Raw genomic sequence first — 20,098 nt, 5'->3', positions numbered from 1 at the left:
GATCGTGCCGACCGTGGATCGGGAGTTCCCGCCGATGCGCTTCTGATCGACGATGATCGCTACCGACAGGTTCTCGATGGAGTCCATGTCCGGCTGGCCGTACCGTGGCAGCCGGTTGCGCTGAAATGCCGTGAAGGTCTCGTTGAGCTGTCGCTGCGATTCCGCAGCGATCGTGTCGAACACAAGCGACGTCTTGCCCGATCCCGAGACACCGGTGAACACGACGATCTTGTGCTTCGGGATGTCCACAGAGACGTTCTTCAGGTTGTTCTCGCGGGCACCGTCGACATGGACGTACGAATCGATCATGGGATCACCGTAGTGAGAATAGCGGTCAGCTCATGTCCGCGATTATGACCAGAGCCCGATCAAGAGTCGGCCAATCGCACTCGGAGTTTCCGGCACGGGCGGGCAACAGCGATACCGCTGAATCCGCAGACCCAAGATCGAATTCTCCGGCGACGCTGGACGATGACCACTAGCGAGCACAGGGCGAATTCAGGCGGTCGAAGCATCTAGCTCAACGAGTTCGGCGAATATCTCGGAGGGCTTCTTCCAGTTGTGGATCTTACGGGGTCGGTCGTTGATATCGCAAGCCACCATCGCCAGATACTTCGGGTCCGAGGTGATTTCCGTGCCTTTCGGGAAGTACTCGCGCACGATGCGGTTGAGGTTCTCGTTGCTGCCGCGTTCCCACGGCGAGTGCGGGTGGGCGAAGTACACCGGCATCGACCCCTTGGTGACGGCGGCGTGGCCGGCCATCTCCGCCCCGCAGTCCCAGGTCAGCGAGGCCCGCATGTGGGCGGGCAGGCCACTGGTGGCGGCGATGACCCCACGGCCGACGGTCAGCGAGTCGCGCCCGTGCAGCGGAACGAGCACGAGGAACCGGGAGGTGCGCTCGACCAGGGTCCCGACGGCGGTCTTGCCGTCCTTGCCGATGATCAGGTCACCCTCCCAGTGCCCGGGCACCACACGCCCCTCGGCGTTGACGGGGCGCTCGTCGATGTAGACGGGGTCCTTGATCCGCGGAGCCGGTGGTGGCTTCCGTCCGCCACGTCGAGTGGTGCGCCCGGAGCGCAGTGCGAGCAGCTCGCGGGCCAGGGTGGACACCGGGGTGGCATAGATCCACTGGTAGATCGCCTCGTGAGACACCCGGCAAGCCTGATCGTCGGGATACTCGGTCGGCAACCGGCCCGCGATCGAGGCCGGTGACCAGCCACGACGCAGCAGAGCGTGCACGATCCCGCGCAACCGCGGATAGCGGTCCACCGCGAGCTGCTTCGGGCGCGCCCGCGCCGCCTGGGCCCGTTCCTGCGCTGCCGCGGCCCGGTACTCGTGGCGTCCGCCGTGGCGACGGACCTCACGAGAGATCACCGACGGATCACGACCCACCACCGAGGCGATCTGCTTGTAGGACAAGCCTTCCGCCAGACCCCTCGAGATCTCCTCCCGATCCGACAACATCAACATTTCACGCACGGAACATCCTGTCCCGCCCAACTCGCCAAGATCAAGTGCTACGACCGGCAGAACTCACCCGCCCTGCTCAAGACCACCTTCGCCGCGTTGCGGCGAGTCACGCTATGTCCCTGGCGCACCGGCGCGATCACCGCAGCTGCGCTCGTACTACTCCACACCGAGTACGACCGCACGACATGATCAACCCGCTACTGAGAACACCTCATTGTGTCGACCAACGGTGGTTCGAGTGTGAAAGGAGATCGACAATGCGTAACTGGGGTTGGTGAGAACAGCGCACGTACCGCGTCGCAGCACGGGACGCGGTGGGCACCGTCCGGGTGACGACGCCCACCGCGCCCGGCAGCGCCATCGAGTCCCCTCGGCCACCTGTCCGTAGAGTGGGACCCCGAGTCGATGCCGGTCCTCCCTGCGGTCTCTCCGCCGTGGAGGACTCCCGAACGGGGCCGGCGGCGAGGAGGCAGTACGTGACGACGAACCGGGGACTCTCGGCGATCCGACGCCCGGCCGATCTGCGAGGGCTCGGGCCCGAGGAGCTGGCCTCGCTCGCGGCCGAGATCCGGGGGTTCCTCATCAAGGCGGTGTCCCGCACCGGCGGTCACCTGGGGCCCAACCTAGGCGTGGTGGAGCTGAGCATCGCCCTGCACCGGGTCTTCGAGTCCCCGCAGGACACCCTGATCTGGGACACGGGCCACCAGGCGTACGTGCACAAGCTGCTGACCGGCCGTCAGGAGGGCTGGGACCGGCTGAAGAAGACCGGCGGGTTGTCGGGCTACCCGAGCCGCGCCGAGTCCGAGCACGACCACGTGGAGTCCAGCCACGCGTCGTCGTCGCTGTCCTGGGCCGACGGGATCGCCCGCGCGCACGCGCTGACCGGGGTCGACCGGCACGTCGTCGCGGTGATCGGCGACGGTGCGCTGACCGGCGGCATGGCCTGGGAGGCGCTCAACAACATCGCGGCCGGTGCGGACCGCAACGTCGTGATCGTCGTGAACGACAACGGCCGCTCCTACTCGCCGACCATCGGCGGGCTGGCGGACCGGCTCGCGTCGCTGCGGCTGCAGCCCGGCTACGAGCGCGTGCTCGAGGCCGGCAAGCGCACCGTCCGCGGCACCCCCGTCGTCGGGCCCGCGCTCTACGCGGGCCTGCACGCGTTCAAGGCCGGGGTGAAGGACGCCCTGTCCCCGCAGGAGCTGTTCTCCGACCTGGGGCTCAAGTACTTCGGCCCGGTCGACGGCCACGACATCGGCCAGCTCGAGTCCGCGCTGCGCCGGGCGAAGCGCTTCGGCGGGCCGGTCATCGTGCACACGGTCACCCGCAAGGGCAACGGCTACCCGCCCGCGGAGAACGACGAGGCCGAGCAGATGCACAGCCCGGCCGCGTTCGACCCGGAGACCGGTCTGCCCACCGGCACCCCGGTGACCGGCTGGACCGACGTGTTCGCCGAGGAGATGGTGGCGCTCGGGACACGGCGCACCGACGTCGTCGCGATCACCGCGGCGATGCTCGGCCCGACCGGTCTCGCCCCGTTCGCGGCCGCCCACCCGGACCGCATCGTCGACGTCGGGATCGCCGAGCAGCACGCGCTGACCACCGCCGCCGGGCTGGCGCGGGCCGGGCGGCACCCCGTCGTCGCGCTGTACTCGACGTTCCTCAACCGGGGCTTCGACCAGCTGCTGATGGACGTGGGCCTGCACCGCGAGCGCGTCACGCTGGTGCTGGACCGCTCCGGGGTCACCGGCAGCGACGGCCCGTCGCACAACGGGATGTGGGACCTGTCGCTGCTGGGCATCGTGCCCGGCATGCGGGTCGCCGCCCCGCGCGACGAGACGACCCTGCGCGAGGAGTTCCGGGAGGCCGTCGCGGTCACCGACGGCCCGACCGCGCTGCGCTACCCCAAGGGCTCGGTCATCGGCTCGGTCCCCGCGCTGCGCCGGCTCGACGGCGGGGCCGGGGTCGACGTGCTGCACGAGCCGTCCGACGGGCGCTCCCAGGTGCTGCTGGTCTGCGTCGGGCCGTTCGCCGAGTCCGGCGTCGCCGTCGCCCGGCGGCTCGCCGACCAGGGCGTCGACGTCACCGTCGTCGACCCGCGGTGGGTCCTGCCGGTCCCGCGTGAGCTGCTCACCCTGGCCGCCGACCACCAGCTCGTGGTCACCGTCTCCGACTGCGGCACGCACGGCGGGTTCGGGTCCGCGCTGTCGGACGCGTTGCGCGCCGCCGAGGTCGACGTGCGTCAGCGCGACCTCGCGCTGCCCCAGGAGTACCTGGAGCACGGCAGCCGCGACGACGTGCTCGCCACCTGCGGGCTGACCGAGCAGGACATGGCCCGCCGGATCACCGAGTGGGCGGCCGCGGCGGTTCCCTCGACCCCCGAGGGGGCCGTTCCCGGGCGGGAGCGCACCCGCTGATGCGCGTTATCGTCGTCGAGGACGAGCCGGCGATGGCCGACGCCGTCGTGCGCGGCCTTCGCCGGGACGGGATGGCCGTCGACGTCGCCTACGACGGCGACGAGGGTTCGGAGAAGCTGTCGGTGACCCGCTACGACGTCGCCGTCCTCGACCGGGACCTGCCCGGCCGCAGCGGCGACGACCTGTGCGACGAGCTCGTCGCCGCGGGCGGCCTGACCCGGGTGCTGATGCTGACCGCGTCGGGCACCCCGGCCGACAAGGTCGAGGGCCTGTCCCGCGGCGCCGACGACTACCTGGCCAAGCCGTTCGACTTCCCCGAGCTGGTCGCCCGGGTCCGGGCGCTCGGCCGTCGGGCGACCCCGGCGGTGCCGCCCACGCTGCGGGCCGGTGACGTCGTGCTGGACCCGGCCCGGCGCACCGTGCTGCGCTCCGGGCGCCCGGTCGAGCTGACCCGCAAAGAGTTCGGCGTGCTGGAGGTCCTGCTCGCCGCCGGTGGTGCCGTGGTGTCGTCGGAGGAGCTGCTCGAACGCGTCTGGGACGAGAACGCCGACCCGTTCACGACCACGGTGCGGGTCACCGTCATGACCCTGCGCAAGAAGCTCGGCGCGCCGGGTCTCATCGACACCGTCGTCGGTGCCGGGTACCGGGTGCCCGCCGACGGGACCCCCACGGCGTGACGCGGTGGGCGCCCTCCGGCCGCGGCTGACGCTGCTCGCGACGGCGCTCGTCGCCGCCGTCGCCGCGCTGCTGCTCCTGCTCGGCTGGATGCTGGTGGGCGCGGTCATCGCGGGCACCCCGGCGCTGCCCGGGACGGTGTTCGTGGGCGGGGTCGCGGTGCCCGCCGAGACGGCCCGCGACGCGGTCGCCGCCTCGGCGCGCGCCGAGGTGCTGCGGGCCGGGCTGATCGCGTTCCCCCTGGTCGTGGCGGCCGGTGCGGTCGCGTCCTGGGTGCTGGTCGGGCGGGTGCTGCACCCGCTGCGCCGGGTCGTCGAGACCACGTCACGGCTCTCGGCGAGCTCGCTCGACGAGCGGGTGGCACTCGCCGGGGCCCGCGGCGAGGTCGCCGAGCTGGCCGCCGCCGTCGACGCGATGCTCGACCGGCTGCAGGCCGCGTTCGACGCCCAGTCCCGGTTCGTCGCCAACGCCGGGCACGAGCTGCGCACCCCGCTGGCGGTGCTCCGCACCGAGATCGACGTGACGCTCCAGGACCCCGACGCCGACGCCGCGGAGCTGCGCCGGATGGCCGGGGTGGTCCGTGAGGCGGGCCGTCGCTGCGACGAGTTGGTCAGCGGGCTGCTGCTGCTCGCCCGTACCGAGGCCGGGGGAGCGTTGCAGGACTCGGACCGGGTGCCGGTGGACCTGGCCGCGCTCGTCGCCGCGGAGCTCGCGGCGGTGACCGGGGATGTCGCCGTCCGCGGACTGGTGGTGCGGACCGACCCGCGACCCGCGACGACCCGGGGCAACGAGCCGTTGCTGCGCCGGATGGTGGCGAACCTGCTGGAGAACGCGGTGCGGCACAACCGCGACGGCGGCTGGATCGAGGTCGGCTGCGGCACCCGAACGCCCGGGTCGGAGGTCGTGCTGCGGGTCGCGTCGTCGGGACCGGAGCTGGCCCCGGACAAGGTGGCCGAGCTGTTCGAGCCGTTCCGGCGGGGCCCGGTGGCCCGTACCGCCCACACCCGCGGATCCGGCCTGGGGCTGTCGATCGTGCGGTCGGTCGCGACCGCGCACGGCGGCACCGTGCACGCCGAGGCGGTCCCCGGCGGGGGACTGGCGGTGCACGTCGCGCTGCCCGACGACACGACGGTCCCCGTGCCCTCGGGCGGCGCCCCGGCGCTGGCCCGCTGACCGGCGAGCGGGCCCGGTCCGGGCTCAGCCGGCGCGGGTGGCCAGGGCCGGTTCGAGCACCGGGGTCAGGAGCTCGACCTGCCACGGGCGGGCACCGCCGGCGCGCAGGGCGGCCGGGAGGTCGCCGTCGGTGGGCGGGGTCCAGCAGACCCGGCGCAGCAGGTCGGGCTGCAGGAGGTTCTCCACCGGCACGTCGTGCTGCTCGGAGACCGTGCCCAGTGCCGCGCGGGCGGCGGCGAGCCGGGCGGCGGCGTCGGGGTCCCGGTCGGCCCAGCGCGACACCGGCGGGGGGCCGTCGGTGGTCGCGGCGCCACGCGGCAGCTCGGACTCGGGCAGCTCGGCGGCCCGGCGCAGCGCGTCGAACCAGTACCGGGCCAGCCTGCGCTGGGAGCGTCCGCGGAACACCGGCAGCTCGGCCAGTGCCTGCGGGGAGTCGGGGTTGCGCACCGCGGCGTCGACGATCGCGGCGTCGGGCAGGACCCGGCCGGGGGCGATGTCGCGCTCGGCCGCGAGCGCGTCGCGGGCCAGCCACAGCTCCCGGACCGCGGCGAGCGGCCGGGGGCGGCGGACCTTGTGGATGCCGGAGGTGCGCCGCCAGGGCTCCGCGCGCGGCGCGGGCGGCGGTGCGGTGCGGACCGCCTCGAACTCCTGGCGGGCCCACTCCAGCTTGCCCTGCTCGTCGAGCATCCGGGTCAGGACGTCCCGCAGGTCGATGAGGACCTCGACGTCCAGCGCGGCGTAGACCAGCCAGTCCTCGGGCAGCGGGCGACGCGACCAGTCGGCGGCGCCGTGCCCCTTCTCCAGGCCGAGGCCCAGCAGGTTCTCCACCATCGGGCCGAGCCCGACCCGGGGGAGCCCGGCGAGCCGGCCCGCGAGCTCGGTGTCGAACAGCGACGCCGGGCGCAGCTCCAGCTCGGCCAGGCACGGGAGGTCCTGCGAGGCCGCGTGGAGCACCCACTCCGGCCCGTCGAGGGCCTCGGCGAGCGGCCCCAGCTCGCCGCGCAGCGGGATCGGGTCCACCAGCGCGGACCCGGCCCCGGCACGCCGCAGCTGCACCAGGTAGGCGCGCTGGGAGTACCGGAAGCCGGAGGCACGCTCCGCGTCGACGGCGACCGGACCGCTGCCCCCGGCGATCGCCGCCGCCACGCGGGCGAGGTCGTCGGGGGTCTCGGTGACCGGGGGGAGGCCGTCGGCGGGACGGAGCAGCGGTACCGGATCGGGTGAACCGTCCGGAGTCGCCGAGACCGGCGGCCGGGTCGTGTCCGTACCGCCGGCGGCGCCGGTCCCGGGATTCAGCGAATGACCCCCGCGCGCATGGCGAGCGCGACCATCTGGGCGCGGTCGCCGGTGCCGAGCTTGCGGCCGATCCGGGAGAGGTGGCTCTTCACCGTGAGGGCGGAGAGGTTCAGGGCCTCACCGATCTCCTTGTTGGACTGGCCGTCCGCGACGAGCTGCAGCACCTCGACCTCGCGGGCCGAGAGCTCCCGCGGGGTGTTGTCGGTGCCCGGCACGCGGGACCCGGTGGCCAGCAGCGGGGCGACCGTCGGGTCGGCGTAGACGCCGCCGTCGAGCACCCGCTTGACACCGTCGGTCACGACCGACGGCGACGCCGACTTGAGCAGGTACGCCTGCGCGCCGGCCTGGAACGCCGAGCGGACCGCGTACGGGTCGTCGGAGGAGGCGAGCACGACCAGCCGGTTCCAGCCGAGCGAGCGGAGCTCGCTGACCAGGTCCAGCCCGCTGCCGTCCGGCAGCGTCAGATCGAGGATCGCGAGGTCGCAGGGGCCCGCCGCGTGGGCGCGTGCCCGCGCCTCGGTCACCGAGGCGGCCTCGTGCACGGTGCCCGCTCCCATGGAGCGCATCTGCCCGGCGATCGCCTCCCGGAGCAGCGGGTGGTCGTCCACGACGAGAACCGTGAACAGCTCCTCCCGCGGCTGCGGGACGATCCCAGGTGAGAGCACTGCTCCACCGATCGGAGCGCCACCTGGGGTGGTGTTGCCGGAGCTCTGCGCCGGCACTTGCTGGCCAAGTACAGCCACGTCGTCAACCTTCCTGGAGTCGGTCGTACGCCCCCGACCAACACCGGAACCCGAGGGACGGAGAGTGGCGCTCGGCCGCCCGGGCGGGTGCCATGGCAGAGATGGTATCCCTCCATGCGGCCTAACGTCTGGTGTGCATTCGTCTTTCCGGCTCGGAAAGTTACATGCGTGTGGGCGCGGTCCCACCCCTCCGGGTGAAAGATGTCCGACACATGCCGCTGACCTGCGACGTTCAGCCGGGCGATCGGCTCAACGGCACTGCGCCGACCGGCGGCAGGCCCGCGGCGGTCGACACGAGGGACGCGAACGCGACGGCGTGTCGGGACAGATCGCCGTCGCTCTCCGTGGGGGACCAGGAGGCGCGCAGCTCGACGTCGTCCTCCCGCGGGGGCGCGTCGCCGGGGCCGCCACCGTCCGCGCTGAGCCCGCCGAAGCGGACCGACGAGGTCTGGGTGACGGTCCCGCCGAGGGCGGTGAAGCCCGCCCCGGCGTGGTCGAGCGCGTCGGTCAGCCAGGACCATCCGATGCGCGGCAGCATGTCGTCGCCGAGCTGGCCGGGCTCCAGCCGGGCCTGCACGAAGCAGACCAGCCGGAAGGTGCCCTCCCAGCGTTCCTGACCCTCGGGGTCGTGGAGCAGGATCAGCCGGCCGGAGGTGTCCGGCTCGTCGAGGTCGTCGGTCCCGTCGCCGCGGTGCCCGATGTCGGCCTCGACGCTGGTCGCCCAGCTGTACGGCGCGAGCCGGGGCGGGGCCTCGAGCGGCCGCACCACGAGCTCGGGGCGCGGTCGGACCGACGCGAGCGAGCGGACCGCGCTGCGGAACGCTGCTGGTGGTGGTGAGTTCGGGTCCGGCACGGCGTCGGACTCTAGGGTGCGATACCGGTCGTACCTGGCAGGCGCGCCGGGGCGCCCGAGTACCGGCCCCGTCCGCGTGGGATCATCCGGGGGTCATGACTGCAGGCATCGTCTCCGCGCCCCCCGCCCGCCGCGACCTCGCGGGCGCTCCGTTCCTCGATGCAGTGCGCGGCGCGACGCCGTCGCGGCTGCCGGTCTGGTTCATGCGTCAGGCGGGTCGCTCGCTGCCGGAGTACCGGGCCCTGCGCCGGGACAACGAGATGCTCGAGGCGTGCCTCACCCCGGATCTGACCTGCGAGATCACCCTGCAGCCGGTCCGCCGTCACGACATGGACGCGGCCATCCTGTTCTCCGACATCGTGGTGCCGCTGCACCTGGCGGGCATCGGGATCGACATCGTTCCGGGCACCGGCCCCGTCGTGGACTCGCCGGTCCGCACCGCCGCCGACGTCGCGGCCCTGCCCGAGCTGGCGCCGGAGCAGGTGACGCGCGTCACCGAGGCGATCGGTCTGCTGCTGCCCGAGCTGGGCCGGGTCCCGCTGATCGGGTTCGCGGGCGCCCCGTTCACCCTCGCCTCCTACCTCATCGAGGGCGGCCCGAGCCGCAACCACGAGCGGACCAAGTCCCTCATGCGCTCCGCCCCCGAGGTCTGGCACTCCCTGCTCGGCAAGCTCGCCGTGCTCACCGGCACGTTCCTGCAGCAGCAGGTCGCCGCCGGGGTGGACGCGGTCCAGCTCTTCGACTCCTGGGCGGGCGCGCTCTCCGAGCGCGACTACCGCGAGTTCGTGCTGCCGCACTCCGCCGCCGTGCTCGGTGCGCTCGCCGGGGCCGGGGTGCCGCGGATCCACTTCGGGGTCGGCACCGCGGAGCTCCTGGGCGCGATGACCGAGGCCGGCGCCGACGTGATCGGCGTCGACTGGCGGACCCCGCTCGACGTCGCGGCTCGCCGTGCCGGGGGAGCGGTGCCCGTGCAGGGCAACCTCGACCCGGCCGTGCTGTTCGCCGGCCAGGACGCCGTCGACGCCGAGGTCGTGCGGATCGCGGCCGAGGGCGCCCGCACCCGCGGGCACGTGTTCAACCTCGGCCACGGTGTGCTGCCGGCGACCGACCCGGACGTGATCACCCGGACCGTCGAGACGGTGCACGCCCAGCCCGTGTCCGGGCCGACGGGCGAGCGTCCGGCGCGATGACCCGCGTCGCCGTCGTCGGCGGCGGTGTCTCCGGGCTGGCGTGCGCGCACCGGCTGCGGACGCTGCTCGGCCCGTCGGCCGAGATCGTCGTGCTGGAGCAGCGTGACCGGCTCGGCGGGGTGCTCCGCACCGTGGACCTCGCGGGCGCGCCGTTCGACGTCGGCGCCGAGGCCTTCCTCGCCCGCCGCCCCGAGGTCCCCGCACTGCTCGCCGAGATCGGGCTGGCGGGCGCGCTCACCCACCCCACCGCGGCGACGGCGACGATCCGCGCCGGGGGCCGCACCGTCGGCCTGCCCCGCGGCACCCTGATGGGCGTACCCGGCCGGGACGCCGACCTCGGGGGAGTGCTGTCCGACGCCGGACGGGCCGCGGTCGCCGCCGAGCCGTCCACGCCGCTGGAGTGGGAGCCCGGCATCGACGTCGCGCTCGGGGCGCTGCTGCGCCGTCGGTTCGGCCCGGAGGTCGTCGACCGGATCGCCGACCCGCTGCTGGGCGGTGTCTACGCCGGCCGGGTCGACCGGCTCGGCCTGCGCGCCACGGTCCCGGCGCTCGCCGCCGCGCTCGACGCGGGGGCCGGCTCGCTCACCGAGGCGGCCAGTACCGGGATGGCCGCGTCCGGCCAGCGCAGCGGCACCCTCGCCGCCGGGACGCCGGCCGCTGGGGGCTCCGGGGCCGACCCCGCCGCGGTGCCACAGCCGGTGGCCGCCGGACCGGTCTTCGGTGCCGTGCGCGGGGGCTACCGCGAGATGACCGCCGCACTCGTCGCCGCGTCGGCGGCCCGGGTGCGGACCGGTGTCACCGTGCGGGAGCTGCAGCGCCGCCCCGGCGGCTGGCGGCTGGCTCTCGGCCCGGTCCCGCCGCCCGAGGCACTCGACGTCGACGCCGTCGTCCTCGCCGTCCCCGCGCCCGCCGCCCGCCGGCTGCTGGAGCCGGTCGTACCGGCCGCGGCCGCGGCGGCCGGGCGGATCGAGCTGGCCTCCTCCGCGGTCGTCGCGCTCGCCTACCGGGCGGCCGACGTCGCCGGACTGCCCGGCACCTCCGGCTGTCTGGTCGCCGCGGACGAGCCGCTGTCGGTCAAGGGCGTCACCCACGCGTCGACGAAGTGGGCCCACCTCGGTGCGGACGGTCTGGTCCGGATCCGGGCCTCGATCGGCCGGTTCGGGGAGGAGGCGAGCCTGCAGGTCGACGACGCCGAGCTCGTCGACCGCGTCCGCGCCGACCTGGCCGTCCTCGACGGCGTCGACGCCGTCCCGGTCGCGTCGTTCGTGCAGCGCTGGGGCGGCGGTCTGCCGCAGTACGGGGTCGGCCACGGCGCGGTCGTCGACGCGCTGGAGTCGGCCGTCGCCGCCGTCGGGGGCCTGGAGGTCGCCGGGTCGATGCTGCACGGGGTCGGTGTCCCCGCCTGTGTGGCGACCGCGCGGTCCGCCGCCGAGCGGGTCGCCGCGGCCCTGCCCCCCGCACCGACCGGTCGCTGAGGGCACCCTCACCGGCCGCGTACCATGCCCGACATGGCCCGCGTGGACGTCAAAGCGATCAACGACACCATCCGCTACACCATGTGGTCGGTCTTCCGGGTCGAGCCCGGCCGCCTCGGCGACGACCGTGCCCCCGCCGCCCGCGAGGCCACCGAGTACCTCGACGCGCTCGCGAACAAGGACGTCGCCGTCCGCGGCGTGTACGACCTCGCCGGTGTGCGGCACGACGCCGACTACATGATCTGGTGGCACGCCTCGGAGATCGAGTCGCTGCAGGCCGCCTACTCCGACCTGCGCTGCACCACCGCGCTCGGCCGGGCCAGCGTGCCGGTCTGGAGCCAGACCGCGCTGCACCGCCCGGCGGAGTTCAACAAGAGCCACGTCCCGGCGTTCATGGCCGGCGAGGACCCGAAGCGCTACGTCTGCGTCTACCCGTTCGTCCGGTCCTACGAGTGGTACCTGCTGCCCGACGCCGAGCGCCGGAAGATGCTGGCCGACCACGGCATGGAGGCCCGCGACTACCCGGACGTGCGCGCCAACACCGTCCCGGCCTTCGCCCTCGGCGACTACGAGTGGATCCTCGCCTTCGAGGCCGACGAGCTGTACCGCATCGTCGACCTCATGCGGCACCTGCGCGGCACCGAGGCCCGCCGCCACGTGCGCGAGGAGATCCCGTTCTACACCGGCCCGCGGGTCGAGGTCGGCGACCTCGTCGCGTCCCTGCCGTGAGCCGGGTGCGGGGCCGTCGCGCGACGGCCCCGCACCGGTGTCAGCCCTCGGTGGGCTCCAGGGTCAGCGACACGGAATTGATGCAGTAGCGCAGGTCGGTCGGGGTGCCGTAGCCCTCGCCCTCGAACACGTGGCCGAGGTGGCCGTGGCAGTTCGCGCACAGCACCTCGGTGCGCGTCATGCCCAGGCTGGAGTCGACCCGCTCGATGACGGCGTCGCCCGCGAGCGGGGTGAAGAACGACGGCCACCCGCAGTGCGACGCGAACTTCGAGTCGCTGCGGAACAGCTCCGCCCCGCAGGCCCGGCAGCGGTAGACGCCGGTGGTGGTCGTGTCGGTGTACTCACCGGTGAACGGGCGCTCGGTCCCGGCCTTGCGGAGCACCTGGTACTCGGCCGGGCTCAGCTGGGCCCGCCACTCCTCGTCGGACTTCTGCACCTTCGGGGCCGGGAGCTCGGACCCGGAGGCGGTGGTGTTGCGGCTGAACAGACCCATGCATCCACGGTAACCCGTTGATCGGTCGTGCGCCGCCGGTCGTCGGACCCGGGTAGCTCGTCAGACCCAGGTGGCGACCACGAACCCGGCCGCGTTCGCGATGACCCACGCCGCGACGAGCAGCAGCAGCACCGTCACCGCGACCGCGGCGGCCCGCCGGGGGCCCCGCAGCCGGTTCGCCGACTCCGCGAAGTCCCCGACACCGCGGATGTAGCCCTCCACCGAGCACGACGGCAGCCGCTGCATGCGGTCCAGGTGCGCGGCGAACTCCCGCGCCTCCGGGTCCTCCGGGTCGAGGCCCAGCAGGTCGTCGTCGAACCGGGGGGACCGGTCGGAACTCATGGGCACACGATAGTCACCGGGGGTAGGTTCGCCGGGTGGCGAGCCGTGAGGTCGTGATGCTGCAGGTCGACGGGCCGGACGGGCCGCGTGAGGTCCGCCTGACCAGCCCGGACAAGGTGGTGTTCGGCGAGCTCGGGATCACCAAGCGCGAGGTGGTCGAGTACTACGTCGCGGTGGGGGAGCCGATGGCGTCCGCGCTGCGCGACCGCCCCACCAACCTGAAGCGGTTCAACTCCGGAGTGGACGGCGAGCCGTTCTTCGTCAAACGCGTCCCGAAGGGCGCCCCGGACTGGGTGCGGACCTGCACGGTGACCTTCCCCAGCGGCCGCACCGCCGAGTCGGTGTCGATCACCGAGCCGGCGACGATCGCCTGGGCGGCCAACCTCAACACCCTCGACTTCCACCCGTGGCCGGTCCGCTGCGCCGACACCGACCACCCCGACGAGCTGCGCATCGACCTCGACCCGCAGCCGGGCACCGACTTCGGCGACGCCGTCGTCGTCGCGCAGACGCTGCGCGAGGTCCTCACCGAGGCCGGACTGACCGGGTGGGCCAAGACCTCCGGTGGGCGGGGCGTGCACGTCGCCTGCCCGATCCGGCCCGAGTGGGACTTCGTGCAGGTCCGGCACGCCGTCATCGCGATCGCCCGGCGCGTCTGTCGGGGGATCCCGGAGCTGGCCACGGTGGACTGGTGGAAGGAGGAACGCGGCGAGCGGGTGTTCCTCGGCTACAACCAGGCGGCCCGTGACCGCACCATCGCCTCGGCCTGGTCGGTGCGCGGCCTGCCCGCCGCGACCGTCTCCATGCCGGTCACCTGGGACGACCTCGGCGAGGTCGACCCCGCGGCGTTCACCCTGCGCACCGTGCCCGGTCTGCTGGAACGCCACGGGGACCCGCACGCCGGGATGGCCGACGAGCGGGGGAGCTGCGCGAGGGCGCTGGAGTGGTACGCCGAGGACGAGGCCGAGCGCGGCCTGGGGGACTTGCCCTACCCGCCGGAGTACCCGAAGATGCCCGGCGAGCCGCTGCGGGTGCAGCCCAGCCGGGCACGCAAGCAGTAGCCCACCGCGGCCACGCCGACGACCGTCCAGATCACCGGGGCCGGGTCGGCGCACCGGCCCGGGGGCCGGGCGCGGTGGCAGAATCCCCTGCCATGTACGCGGTCCTGGACGACGGTCCCTACGCGGGCGAGCAGGTGCGCATCGACCCCGACGCCACCGGCCGTCCGCCGCGGACGATCGAGCTGTCCGACCCCGGCGGGGGCCCCAGGGGCTACGTGCTGATCGGACCGCTCGCCGACGCCGACCGCTGGCTCTACCGGAGCGCCCGCGACGACGTCGACGAGTGATCACCCGTCGCGTTCGCGGGCGCGCTTGCGGCGCTTCCCCTCGTGCATGGCCGCGACCCGCGGCACCGGGATCGCCCGGCCCTCGGTGAGCAGCACCTCCGGCAGGGACGCGGGTGCGGGCCGCAGCTCCGACCAGGTCGGGCGCCCGTCGAGCAGACCGGCCACGGTGCCCACCGTGAAGTCGGCGGGCGAGGCCCCGTCCAGCTCGTCCCAGGTGAGGGGGAACGACACGGGCAGGCCGGGGCGGGCCCGCGGGCTGTAGGGCGCGGCGAGGGTGGCCCCGCCCGCCCGGGTCGGGTCGAGGAAGACCCGCCCGCCGCGGTCGTCCCGGATGAACGCGGTCGTCGCGACGTCGGGGGCCAGCGCCGCGGCGCGGGCGCACACCGCGCGGGTCGCGGCGAACGCGTCGTCGATCGGGAGCTGCTCGGACAGCGGGACCACCAGGTGCAGGCCGGTCGCACCGCTGGTCTTGACCGCGGCGGCGAGGCCCAGCTCGGCCAGCGCCGCCCGGACCGGGTGCGCGGCCGCGACGACGCGGTCGAACCCCGCGCCGTCGGGCGGGTCGAGGTCGATCACGAGCTCGCCGGTGGTCGTCGCGCCGTGCGGCACGAGGGTCGGGTGGAACTCGACGGCGCGCTGGTTGCCGAACCACAGCAGCGTGCGGCGGTCGTGGCAGAGCGGGTAGTGCACGGTGCGCTGCGACGACTCCGCCCACACGTCGACGGTCGGGATCCAGTCCGGAGCCCCGCGCGGGAGGTTCTTCTGCATGAAAGGCGCCTGGCCGGGGCGGGCCCGCACCACCGACAGGGGCCGGTCGGCCAGCGCGGGCAGCAGCAGGTCGGCGACGGCGTCGAGGTGGTCGAGCAGGGCCCGCTTGGTGACGCCGGCGCCGTCGAAGGCCTCGGCGTCGAGGCTGGTGAGCTCCACCCCGTCGCGGACCTCGTCGACCTGCCGGCGCGCCACGGCTCAGCTCCCGATGAACCCGCGCTCGGCCAGCCAGGCCCGCGCGACGTCACGGGGGCTCTGCCCGCCTGCGGAGACCCGGCCGTTGAGCTGCTGCACGGTCTGCTGGTCCAGGGCCGCGGTGATCGGGGCGAACAGGTCGGCGACCTGCGGGGCCCGGTCGAACACGTCGGCCCGGAAGACCGGGACCGCGCTGTAGGTGATGTGGTAGCCGCGGTCGTCGGTGAGCACCTTCAGGCCCAGCGCCGGGATGCGGCCGTCGGTGGCGGCGACCTCGCCGAACAGGCAGACGCCGTCGGCCGTCGACTGGAAGATGACGCCCTGGTCGAGGGTCTTGCGCCGCTCGCCGGGCAGCTCGAAACCGTAGGCGCGCTGGAGCCCGGCGAGGCCGTCGGCGCGGGAGGCGTACTCGGTCTCGACGCAGACGTCGCCGGGCTGGCCGGAGCGGACGTAGGCGGCCATGTCGCTGATCGTGTTCAGGTTCAGCCGGGCGGCCGTCGCCCCGTCGACGACGAAGGAGTACGTGTTGTCGAACCGGGCACGGTCCAGCCACACCACGCCGTTCTGCACACGGTCGCGCCGGCGCAGCTCGGCGAGGACCTGGTCGTCGGGCAGGGTGCGGGTCTCGCGCAGGTACGACGCCCATGCCGTGCCGGTGTACTCCCAATAGGTGGAGATGTCCCCGGACAGCAGCGCCTGCCGGGTGGCGTCGGACCCGCCGATGTTGCACCGGTCGGTCACCGAGGCCCCGGCGGACTCCAGCGCCGCGATCGAGATCTGGCACAGGATCTGCTGCTCGTCGAAGTTCTTCGACCCCACGACGTAGGTCCGCCCGGACAGGTCGACGCCGGGGGCGAGCGACCCGGCCGACGCCCGTGGCCCGCCGCCGGCCAGGCCGGTGCAACCGCCCACCAGCAGCGCGACGGCGAGCAGGGCCGGGACCAGCGTCCGCAGCCTGCGGCCGAGGAAGGGGCTCACGGGATCGTCCTGGTTCGCCGGGAGGGCATGGTCCGGTCAGCCGATCACGAACCGTCCCCCGGCGCAACGTTCACGCGCGCACGGTGATCGACCCGCGACACCGCGACACCGGGACACCGGGACACCGCGACCCCGGGACACCGCGACCCCGCACCCGGTGGATCCGGGGCGGGGTCGCGGCGGGCGTACCGGGGGACACCTCAGCCGATGAAGCCCTTCTGGGTCAGCCACTCACGCGCGACGTCGCGTTCGTTCTGGCCGAAGGAGGACACCTTGCCGTTCAGGTCCAGGATGGTGTTGTAGTCCAGGGCCTGGGCGATCGGCGCCAGCACCTGCCGGACGGCGGGGTTGGCGTTGTAGACGTCGGCCCGGATGGTCGGTGCCGCGTTGTAGGTGACGTGGTAGCGCTTGTCGTCGTCGAGGACCTTGAGCTTCAGGCCGGGGATGCGGCCGTCGGTGGTGAAGACCTCGCCGAACAGGCACTTGTTGTCCGCGGTGGCCTGGTAGATCACGCCGGTGGCGAGCACCTGCGGGTTCTGGGCGGTGAAGCCGTAGGTCTTCTCCAGGCCGCGCAGGCCGTCGTCACGGGAGTTGTACTCGGTCTCGACGCACATCGAACCCGCCGGTGCCCGGCCCGACTTGATGTAGTCGGCCATCTGCGACAGCGTCGTGATGCCGAGCTCCTGGGACTTCGCCTCGGTCATGGCGAAGGCGTAGGTGTTGTTGAAGTTGGCCTTGTCCAGCCACTGGATCTTGTTCTGCTCCAGGTCGCGCTGGGCGACGAGGTTGTAGAGCTCGTTGTCGTCGGTGATCCGGCGGGTCTCCTTGAAGAAGGACGCCCAGGCGGTACCGGTGTACTCCCAGTAGATGTTGATGTCCCCGGCCAGCAGCGCCTGGCGGGTGACGTCGGTGCCACCGGTGTTGCAGCGGTCGGTGACGTTGCCGCCGGCCGACTCGAGCGCGGCGACCGTGATCTGGCAGAGCACCAGCTGCTCGTCGAAGTTCTTGCCGCCGACGACGTAGTTCTGTCCGCTCAGGTCGCCGGCCTGGGCCAGCGAGCCGCCGGAGGCCGACGGGCCGCTGCCGCTCAGGCCGCCACAGCCCGCCAGGGCGAGCGCCGCCGCGGCGGCCATCGCCGTCAGGGCGAGACGCCGGGATCGTCCGAACTTCACGTGTCCTCCAGGGAATGCGGTACTGCGGGGATTCGGGGGCGAGCGGGGGCCCGCGTCAGCCGGCGTTGCGGCGGACGGCGTACTCGGCGAGACCGGCGAGCCAGTCCACGATCAGGGCCAGCGCGGCGACGATGGTCGCGGCGACGAGGGTTCCGGTGGGGCGGCCGAGCTCCAGCATCCCCTTGATCGGCTCGCCGAGACCGCCGGCGCCGACGTAGGTCGCCAGGGCCGCGGTGCCGACGTTCAGCACGAGCGCGACGCGGACGCCGGCGACCATGACCGGTGTCGCCAGCGGCAGCTCGACCCGCAGCAGCGTCTGCCGCGCCGACATCCCGCCGCCGCGGGACGCCTCGATCAGCGCCTTGTCGACCTGCTGGAGCCCGACGACGGTGTTGGTGAGCACCGGCAGCAGCGCGGCCAGTGCCAGCGCGACGACGGCGGTGGGCAGGCCCAGCCCGAGCGGGGAGAACGCGAGCAGGACGATCACGCCGAACGCGGGCAGGGCCTGCATGAACCCGGTGAACGCCAGGATCGGGCGCTGGATCCGGTGGGCGGACGGGCGGCTGATCGCGATGCCGGCCGGGATCGCCACGATGATCACGACGAGGGTGGACAGCCCGGTCAGCACCAGGTGCTCCCCGAGCCGCTCCCCGAGCGAGCTCGCGTTGATCACCGAGGCCTCGACGTCGTCGAGGCCCTGGGAGGCGGCGTAGAGCAGCACCAGCACCACACCGACGACGGCGATGAGCGGGTTGACGATGAGCGACCGGTCCAGCCGCCGGGTCCGGCGGACGACCGGCTCGGCCGAGGACGACCCGGACGGCGCGCCGGCGCCGGTCTCCTCGGCGGCGGGGGCGCTCACGAACCGGCCTTCGTCGTGAGGCCCTCGACCAGGTCGCGCCACCACAGCGCGCCCTGCAGCTTCTGCTGCTCGTCGACCACCCCGACCAGCTCGGTCTGGGAGTCGAGCATGACGTCGACGGCGTCGTAGACGGTCCCGGTGCGCGGTACCGTCACCAGCTTGGGCAGGTCGGCGGTGCCCGGCAGGTAGGCCCAGCGCACCGGGCGGCCCTGCGCGTCGGCCTCGTAGGTGGGGGAGCCGTTGCTGGCGGCGGTGCCGTCGAGGTCGACCGGCTGCAGCTCCAGGCGGGACAGCTCCAGCAGCGACAGCCGCCGGACCGCGGCACCGGCGCCGACGAACTCGGCGACGAACTCGTTGGCCGGGTGCGTCAGGATCATGTCGGGGGTGTCGTACTGCTGCAGCGTGCCGCCAGGCCCGAACACCGCGATCCGGTCGCCGAGCTTGACCGCCTCGGTGAGGTCGTGGGTGACGAAGCAGATGGTCTTGGCGATCTGCTGCAGCTCCAGGAACTCGTCCTGGATGCGCTCGCGGGTGATCGGGTCGATGGCGCCGAACGGCTCGTCCATCAGCATCACCGAGGGGTCCGCGGCGAGTCCGCGGGCGACGCCGACACGCTGCTGCTGGCCGCCGGAGAGCTGGCGGGGGTAGCGGTCGCGGTAGTCCTTGGGCTCCAACCCGACCAGGTGCAGGAGCTCGTCGACCCGGGCGGCGATCCGGTTGCGGTCCCACCCGAGGATCTTCGGGACGACGGCGATGTTGTCACCGATCGTGAAGTGCGGGAACAGGCCGACCTGCTGGATGACGTAGCCGATGCGGCGGCGCAGCTCGTCGGCGTTGACGTCGGTGACGTCGTCGCCGTCGAGCAGGATGCGACCGGTGGTGGGCTCGATGAGCCGGTTCATCATCTTGAGCGTGGTCGTCTTGCCGCAGCCGGACGGCCCGATGAACATCGAGATGCTGCCCTCGGGCACCTGCAGGTCGAGTTCCTGCACGGCCGGGGTGGTGGACTTCGGATAGGTCTTGCTGATGCCTTCGAGAGCGATCATCGGCTTGCCGGAATCAGACACGGATCCCCCTCGGGGTGGTGAAGCGCTGCACGATCCAGAAGACGACCTCGTAGACCGCAGCCACGACGAGGCAGCCGAGCGTGGCCGCCAGAACCTGGTTGAACGAGTTGACCGATCCCAGCCGTTGCAGGCCTAGGAAGAGCGAGGAGCCGAAGCCAGGGCCGTTGATGGCGCCGGCGACGACCGCGATACCGATGATGATCAGGACCGCGACCCGGATGCCGGACAGGATCACCGGCCAGGCCAGCGGCAGCTGGATGGTGACCATCCGGCGGACCGAGCCCATCCCCATCCCGCGGGCGGACTCGAGGACGGCGTCGTCCACCGAGGAGAGCCCGGCGACGACGTTGCGCAGCACCGGGTAGATCGCGTAGATCGTCAGGGCCGTCAGCGACGGCGTGACGCCGAGCCCCAGGATCGGCTGCAGCAGGCCGAACAGTGAGGTGTTCTCAGTAGCGGGGTGGCAGGTCGTGGCGACACGCCGAGGGTGGTGAGATGAGCGGGAACGGGGCAGGACCCCGGTAGATCGGTTCGGTCCAGCACAGATCGACACCGTCACCGAGGTCCTGCATGTCTGATCCTGTCACCTACACCGCTGTCCTCCCGATCGGGGAGCGCACCGTGGCCTATCTGGCGCGGCTCCTGGTCCTTCAACGCCGTCGACGTGGCACCCGGCGGCGGGCGTTGACCCCGTTCGCCCAGGCAGTGCTGGTGATCCGCTGGTTCTGTGATGCTACCCGGGTCCGATGTTTGGCCGGTGACAACGCGATCAGCACTGCAACGGCCTACCGTTACCTGCACGAAGGCATCGACGTCCTCGCCGCGGCCGCACCCGGCCTGCACGGAGCCCTG

The 20,098-nt window shown here is 73.2% G+C and carries 20 protein-coding genes and 3 pseudogenes; 10 read left to right on the top strand and 13 right to left on the bottom strand.

Translation table 11 applies throughout. From position 1 onward, the window contains the following. Both Ae331Ps2_RS27380 and Ae331Ps2_RS27375 read right to left on the bottom strand, forming a co-directional pair. Positions 1-309: pseudogene (locus Ae331Ps2_RS27380) on the bottom strand (ATP-binding cassette domain-containing protein); the annotation flags it as partial. 189 nt (positions 310-498) lie between these two features. Beyond that, complete coding sequence (locus tag Ae331Ps2_RS27375; RefSeq protein WP_075308805.1) at positions 499-1,470, bottom strand: IS30 family transposase; 972 nt, start codon at positions 1,468-1,470, stop codon at positions 499-501. 51 nt (positions 1,471-1,521) lie between these two features. On the opposite strand from Ae331Ps2_RS27375, the pseudogene Ae331Ps2_RS31510 reads away from it, so the two are divergent. From Ae331Ps2_RS31510 to Ae331Ps2_RS27360, 4 genes and pseudogenes are all read left to right on the top strand, one after another. Then, a pseudogene (locus tag Ae331Ps2_RS31510) lies at positions 1,522-1,659 on the top strand (IS5/IS1182 family transposase); the annotation flags it as partial. Positions 1,660-1,946: 287 nt separating this feature from the next. Beyond that, positions 1,947-3,887 (top strand): 1-deoxy-D-xylulose-5-phosphate synthase, encoded by a 1,941-nt coding sequence (dxs, locus tag Ae331Ps2_RS27370; protein WP_020624028.1) that lies wholly within the window; start codon positions 1,947-1,949, stop codon positions 3,885-3,887. After that, on the top strand, positions 3,887-4,564 hold the full coding sequence (locus Ae331Ps2_RS27365; protein ID WP_043278510.1) for a response regulator transcription factor: 678 nt from the start codon (positions 3,887-3,889) through the stop codon (positions 4,562-4,564). Before dxs ends, Ae331Ps2_RS27365 begins: the two co-directional genes overlap by 1 nt. 4 nt (positions 4,565-4,568) lie before the next feature. Beyond that, positions 4,569-5,735, top strand: a complete 1,167-nt coding sequence (locus tag Ae331Ps2_RS27360; RefSeq protein ID WP_233147499.1) for a cell wall metabolism sensor histidine kinase WalK — start codon at positions 4,569-4,571, stop codon at positions 5,733-5,735. A 24-nt stretch (positions 5,736-5,759) separates the two neighbouring features. On the opposite strand, the gene Ae331Ps2_RS27355 is transcribed toward Ae331Ps2_RS27360, so the two are convergent. From Ae331Ps2_RS27355 to Ae331Ps2_RS27345, 3 genes are all read right to left on the bottom strand, one after another. Next, positions 5,760-6,941, bottom strand: a complete 1,182-nt coding sequence (locus Ae331Ps2_RS27355) for a ribonuclease D (protein ID WP_249265391.1) — start codon at positions 6,939-6,941, stop codon at positions 5,760-5,762. A gap of 86 nt (positions 6,942-7,027) precedes the next feature. After that, a complete protein-coding gene (locus tag Ae331Ps2_RS27350) occupies positions 7,028-7,681 on the bottom strand; it encodes a response regulator transcription factor (protein WP_139318988.1) in 654 nt (217 codons plus the stop codon). Positions 7,682-8,006: 325 nt separating this feature from the next. Continuing rightward, the gene (locus tag Ae331Ps2_RS27345; RefSeq protein ID WP_043280122.1) at positions 8,007-8,627 is read right to left on the bottom strand and encodes a DUF3000 domain-containing protein; all 621 of its coding nucleotides are present in this window, start codon (positions 8,625-8,627) and stop codon (positions 8,007-8,009) included. Positions 8,628-8,722: 95 nt separating this feature from the next. Between Ae331Ps2_RS27345 and hemE the strand changes: the two genes are divergently transcribed. Genes hemE through hemQ form a run of 3 tightly spaced genes read left to right on the top strand, consistent with a single transcriptional unit; the run spans position 8,723 to position 12,021 of the window. Then, positions 8,723-9,817, top strand: a complete 1,095-nt coding sequence (gene hemE / locus Ae331Ps2_RS27340) for a uroporphyrinogen decarboxylase (protein WP_075305682.1) — start codon at positions 8,723-8,725, stop codon at positions 9,815-9,817. Further along, positions 9,814-11,292, top strand: coding sequence for a protoporphyrinogen oxidase (hemG, locus tag Ae331Ps2_RS27335; RefSeq protein ID WP_075305683.1), 1,479 nt, complete (start codon positions 9,814-9,816; stop codon positions 11,290-11,292). Before hemE ends, hemG begins: the two co-directional genes overlap by 4 nt. Positions 11,293-11,325: 33 nt before the next feature. Next, positions 11,326-12,021 (top strand): hydrogen peroxide-dependent heme synthase, encoded by a 696-nt coding sequence (hemQ, locus tag Ae331Ps2_RS27330; protein ID WP_075311599.1) that lies wholly within the window; start codon positions 11,326-11,328, stop codon positions 12,019-12,021. 40 nt (positions 12,022-12,061) lie between these two features. Here the strand turns inward: hemQ and msrB are convergent, their stop codons facing one another. Then, entirely contained in the window at positions 12,062-12,514 is a 453-nt protein-coding gene (gene msrB, locus Ae331Ps2_RS27325; RefSeq protein ID WP_020625557.1) for a peptide-methionine (R)-S-oxide reductase MsrB, read from the bottom strand. Positions 12,515-12,574: 60 nt separating this feature from the next. Beyond that, positions 12,575-12,856: a hypothetical protein gene (locus Ae331Ps2_RS27320; protein ID WP_075305684.1), complete on the bottom strand. Its 282-nt coding sequence runs from the start codon at positions 12,854-12,856 to the stop codon at positions 12,575-12,577. 35 nt (positions 12,857-12,891) lie between these two features. Between Ae331Ps2_RS27320 and ligD the strand changes: the two genes are divergently transcribed. Together ligD and Ae331Ps2_RS27310 are read left to right on the top strand one after the other, a co-directional pair. Next, positions 12,892-13,917: a non-homologous end-joining DNA ligase gene (ligD, locus tag Ae331Ps2_RS27315; protein ID WP_371335536.1), complete on the top strand. Its 1,026-nt coding sequence runs from the start codon at positions 12,892-12,894 to the stop codon at positions 13,915-13,917. Positions 13,918-14,009: 92 nt separating this feature from the next. Beyond that, complete coding sequence (locus tag Ae331Ps2_RS27310; protein WP_075305685.1) at positions 14,010-14,204, top strand: hypothetical protein; 195 nt, start codon at positions 14,010-14,012, stop codon at positions 14,202-14,204. Here Ae331Ps2_RS27310 and Ae331Ps2_RS27305 read toward each other — a convergent pair whose 3' ends face one another. The 6 genes from Ae331Ps2_RS27305 to Ae331Ps2_RS27280 all read right to left on the bottom strand — a co-directional run bounded on the left by Ae331Ps2_RS27305 (position 14,205) and on the right by Ae331Ps2_RS27280 (position 19,805). Continuing rightward, positions 14,205-15,167 carry a DNA polymerase domain-containing protein gene (locus Ae331Ps2_RS27305; RefSeq protein ID WP_075305686.1) on the bottom strand — a complete coding sequence of 321 codons (963 nt, stop codon included), beginning with the start codon at positions 15,165-15,167 and terminating at the stop codon, positions 14,205-14,207. 3 nt (positions 15,168-15,170) lie between these two features. Continuing rightward, entirely contained in the window at positions 15,171-16,145 is a 975-nt protein-coding gene (locus Ae331Ps2_RS27300) for a glycine betaine ABC transporter substrate-binding protein (protein WP_075305687.1), read from the bottom strand. 200 nt (positions 16,146-16,345) lie between these two features. After that, positions 16,346-17,317: a glycine betaine ABC transporter substrate-binding protein gene (locus Ae331Ps2_RS27295; protein WP_226359235.1), complete on the bottom strand. Its 972-nt coding sequence runs from the start codon at positions 17,315-17,317 to the stop codon at positions 16,346-16,348. A gap of 55 nt (positions 17,318-17,372) precedes the next feature. After that, complete coding sequence (locus Ae331Ps2_RS27290) at positions 17,373-18,179, bottom strand: ABC transporter permease (RefSeq protein ID WP_075305688.1); 807 nt, start codon at positions 18,177-18,179, stop codon at positions 17,373-17,375. Next, the gene (locus Ae331Ps2_RS27285) at positions 18,176-19,246 is read right to left on the bottom strand and encodes an ABC transporter ATP-binding protein (protein ID WP_371335537.1); all 1,071 of its coding nucleotides are present in this window, start codon (positions 19,244-19,246) and stop codon (positions 18,176-18,178) included. Before Ae331Ps2_RS27285 ends, Ae331Ps2_RS27290 begins: the two co-directional genes overlap by 4 nt. Continuing rightward, positions 19,239-19,805, bottom strand: a complete 567-nt coding sequence (locus tag Ae331Ps2_RS27280; RefSeq protein WP_254849631.1) for an ABC transporter permease — start codon at positions 19,803-19,805, stop codon at positions 19,239-19,241. Before Ae331Ps2_RS27280 ends, Ae331Ps2_RS27285 begins: the two co-directional genes overlap by 8 nt. 11 nt (positions 19,806-19,816) lie before the next feature. On the opposite strand from Ae331Ps2_RS27280, the pseudogene Ae331Ps2_RS33660 reads away from it, so the two are divergent. Beyond that, positions 19,817-20,098, top strand: a pseudogene (locus Ae331Ps2_RS33660) (IS5/IS1182 family transposase); the annotation flags it as partial.

Origin of the sequence: Pseudonocardia sp. Ae331_Ps2 (genome assembly GCF_001932405.1) — a bacterium.
Taxonomy (GTDB): domain Bacteria; phylum Actinomycetota; class Actinomycetes; order Mycobacteriales; family Pseudonocardiaceae; genus Pseudonocardia.
Note: the sequence above shows the minus strand (reverse complement) of the source record. Positions and strands in the feature narration are given on the sequence as shown.

Coding starts and splice junctions, on each gene's coding strand:
- hemG (WP_075305683.1), top strand. CDS start 9,814: ATGACCCGCGTCGCCGTCGTCGGCGGCGGTGTCTCCGGGCTGGCGTGC.
- Ae331Ps2_RS27375 (WP_075308805.1), bottom strand. CDS start 1,470: ATGTTGATGTTGTCGGATCGGGAGGAGATCTCGAGGGGTCTGGCGGAA.
- hemE (WP_075305682.1), top strand. CDS start 8,723: ATGACTGCAGGCATCGTCTCCGCGCCCCCCGCCCGCCGCGACCTCGCG.
- Ae331Ps2_RS27310 (WP_075305685.1), top strand. CDS start 14,010: ATGTACGCGGTCCTGGACGACGGTCCCTACGCGGGCGAGCAGGTGCGC.
- hemQ (WP_075311599.1), top strand. CDS start 11,326: ATGGCCCGCGTGGACGTCAAAGCGATCAACGACACCATCCGCTACACC.
- Ae331Ps2_RS27365 (WP_043278510.1), top strand. CDS start 3,887: ATGCGCGTTATCGTCGTCGAGGACGAGCCGGCGATGGCCGACGCCGTC.
- msrB (WP_020625557.1), bottom strand. CDS start 12,514: ATGGGTCTGTTCAGCCGCAACACCACCGCCTCCGGGTCCGAGCTCCCG.
- Ae331Ps2_RS27320 (WP_075305684.1), bottom strand. CDS start 12,856: ATGAGTTCCGACCGGTCCCCCCGGTTCGACGACGACCTGCTGGGCCTC.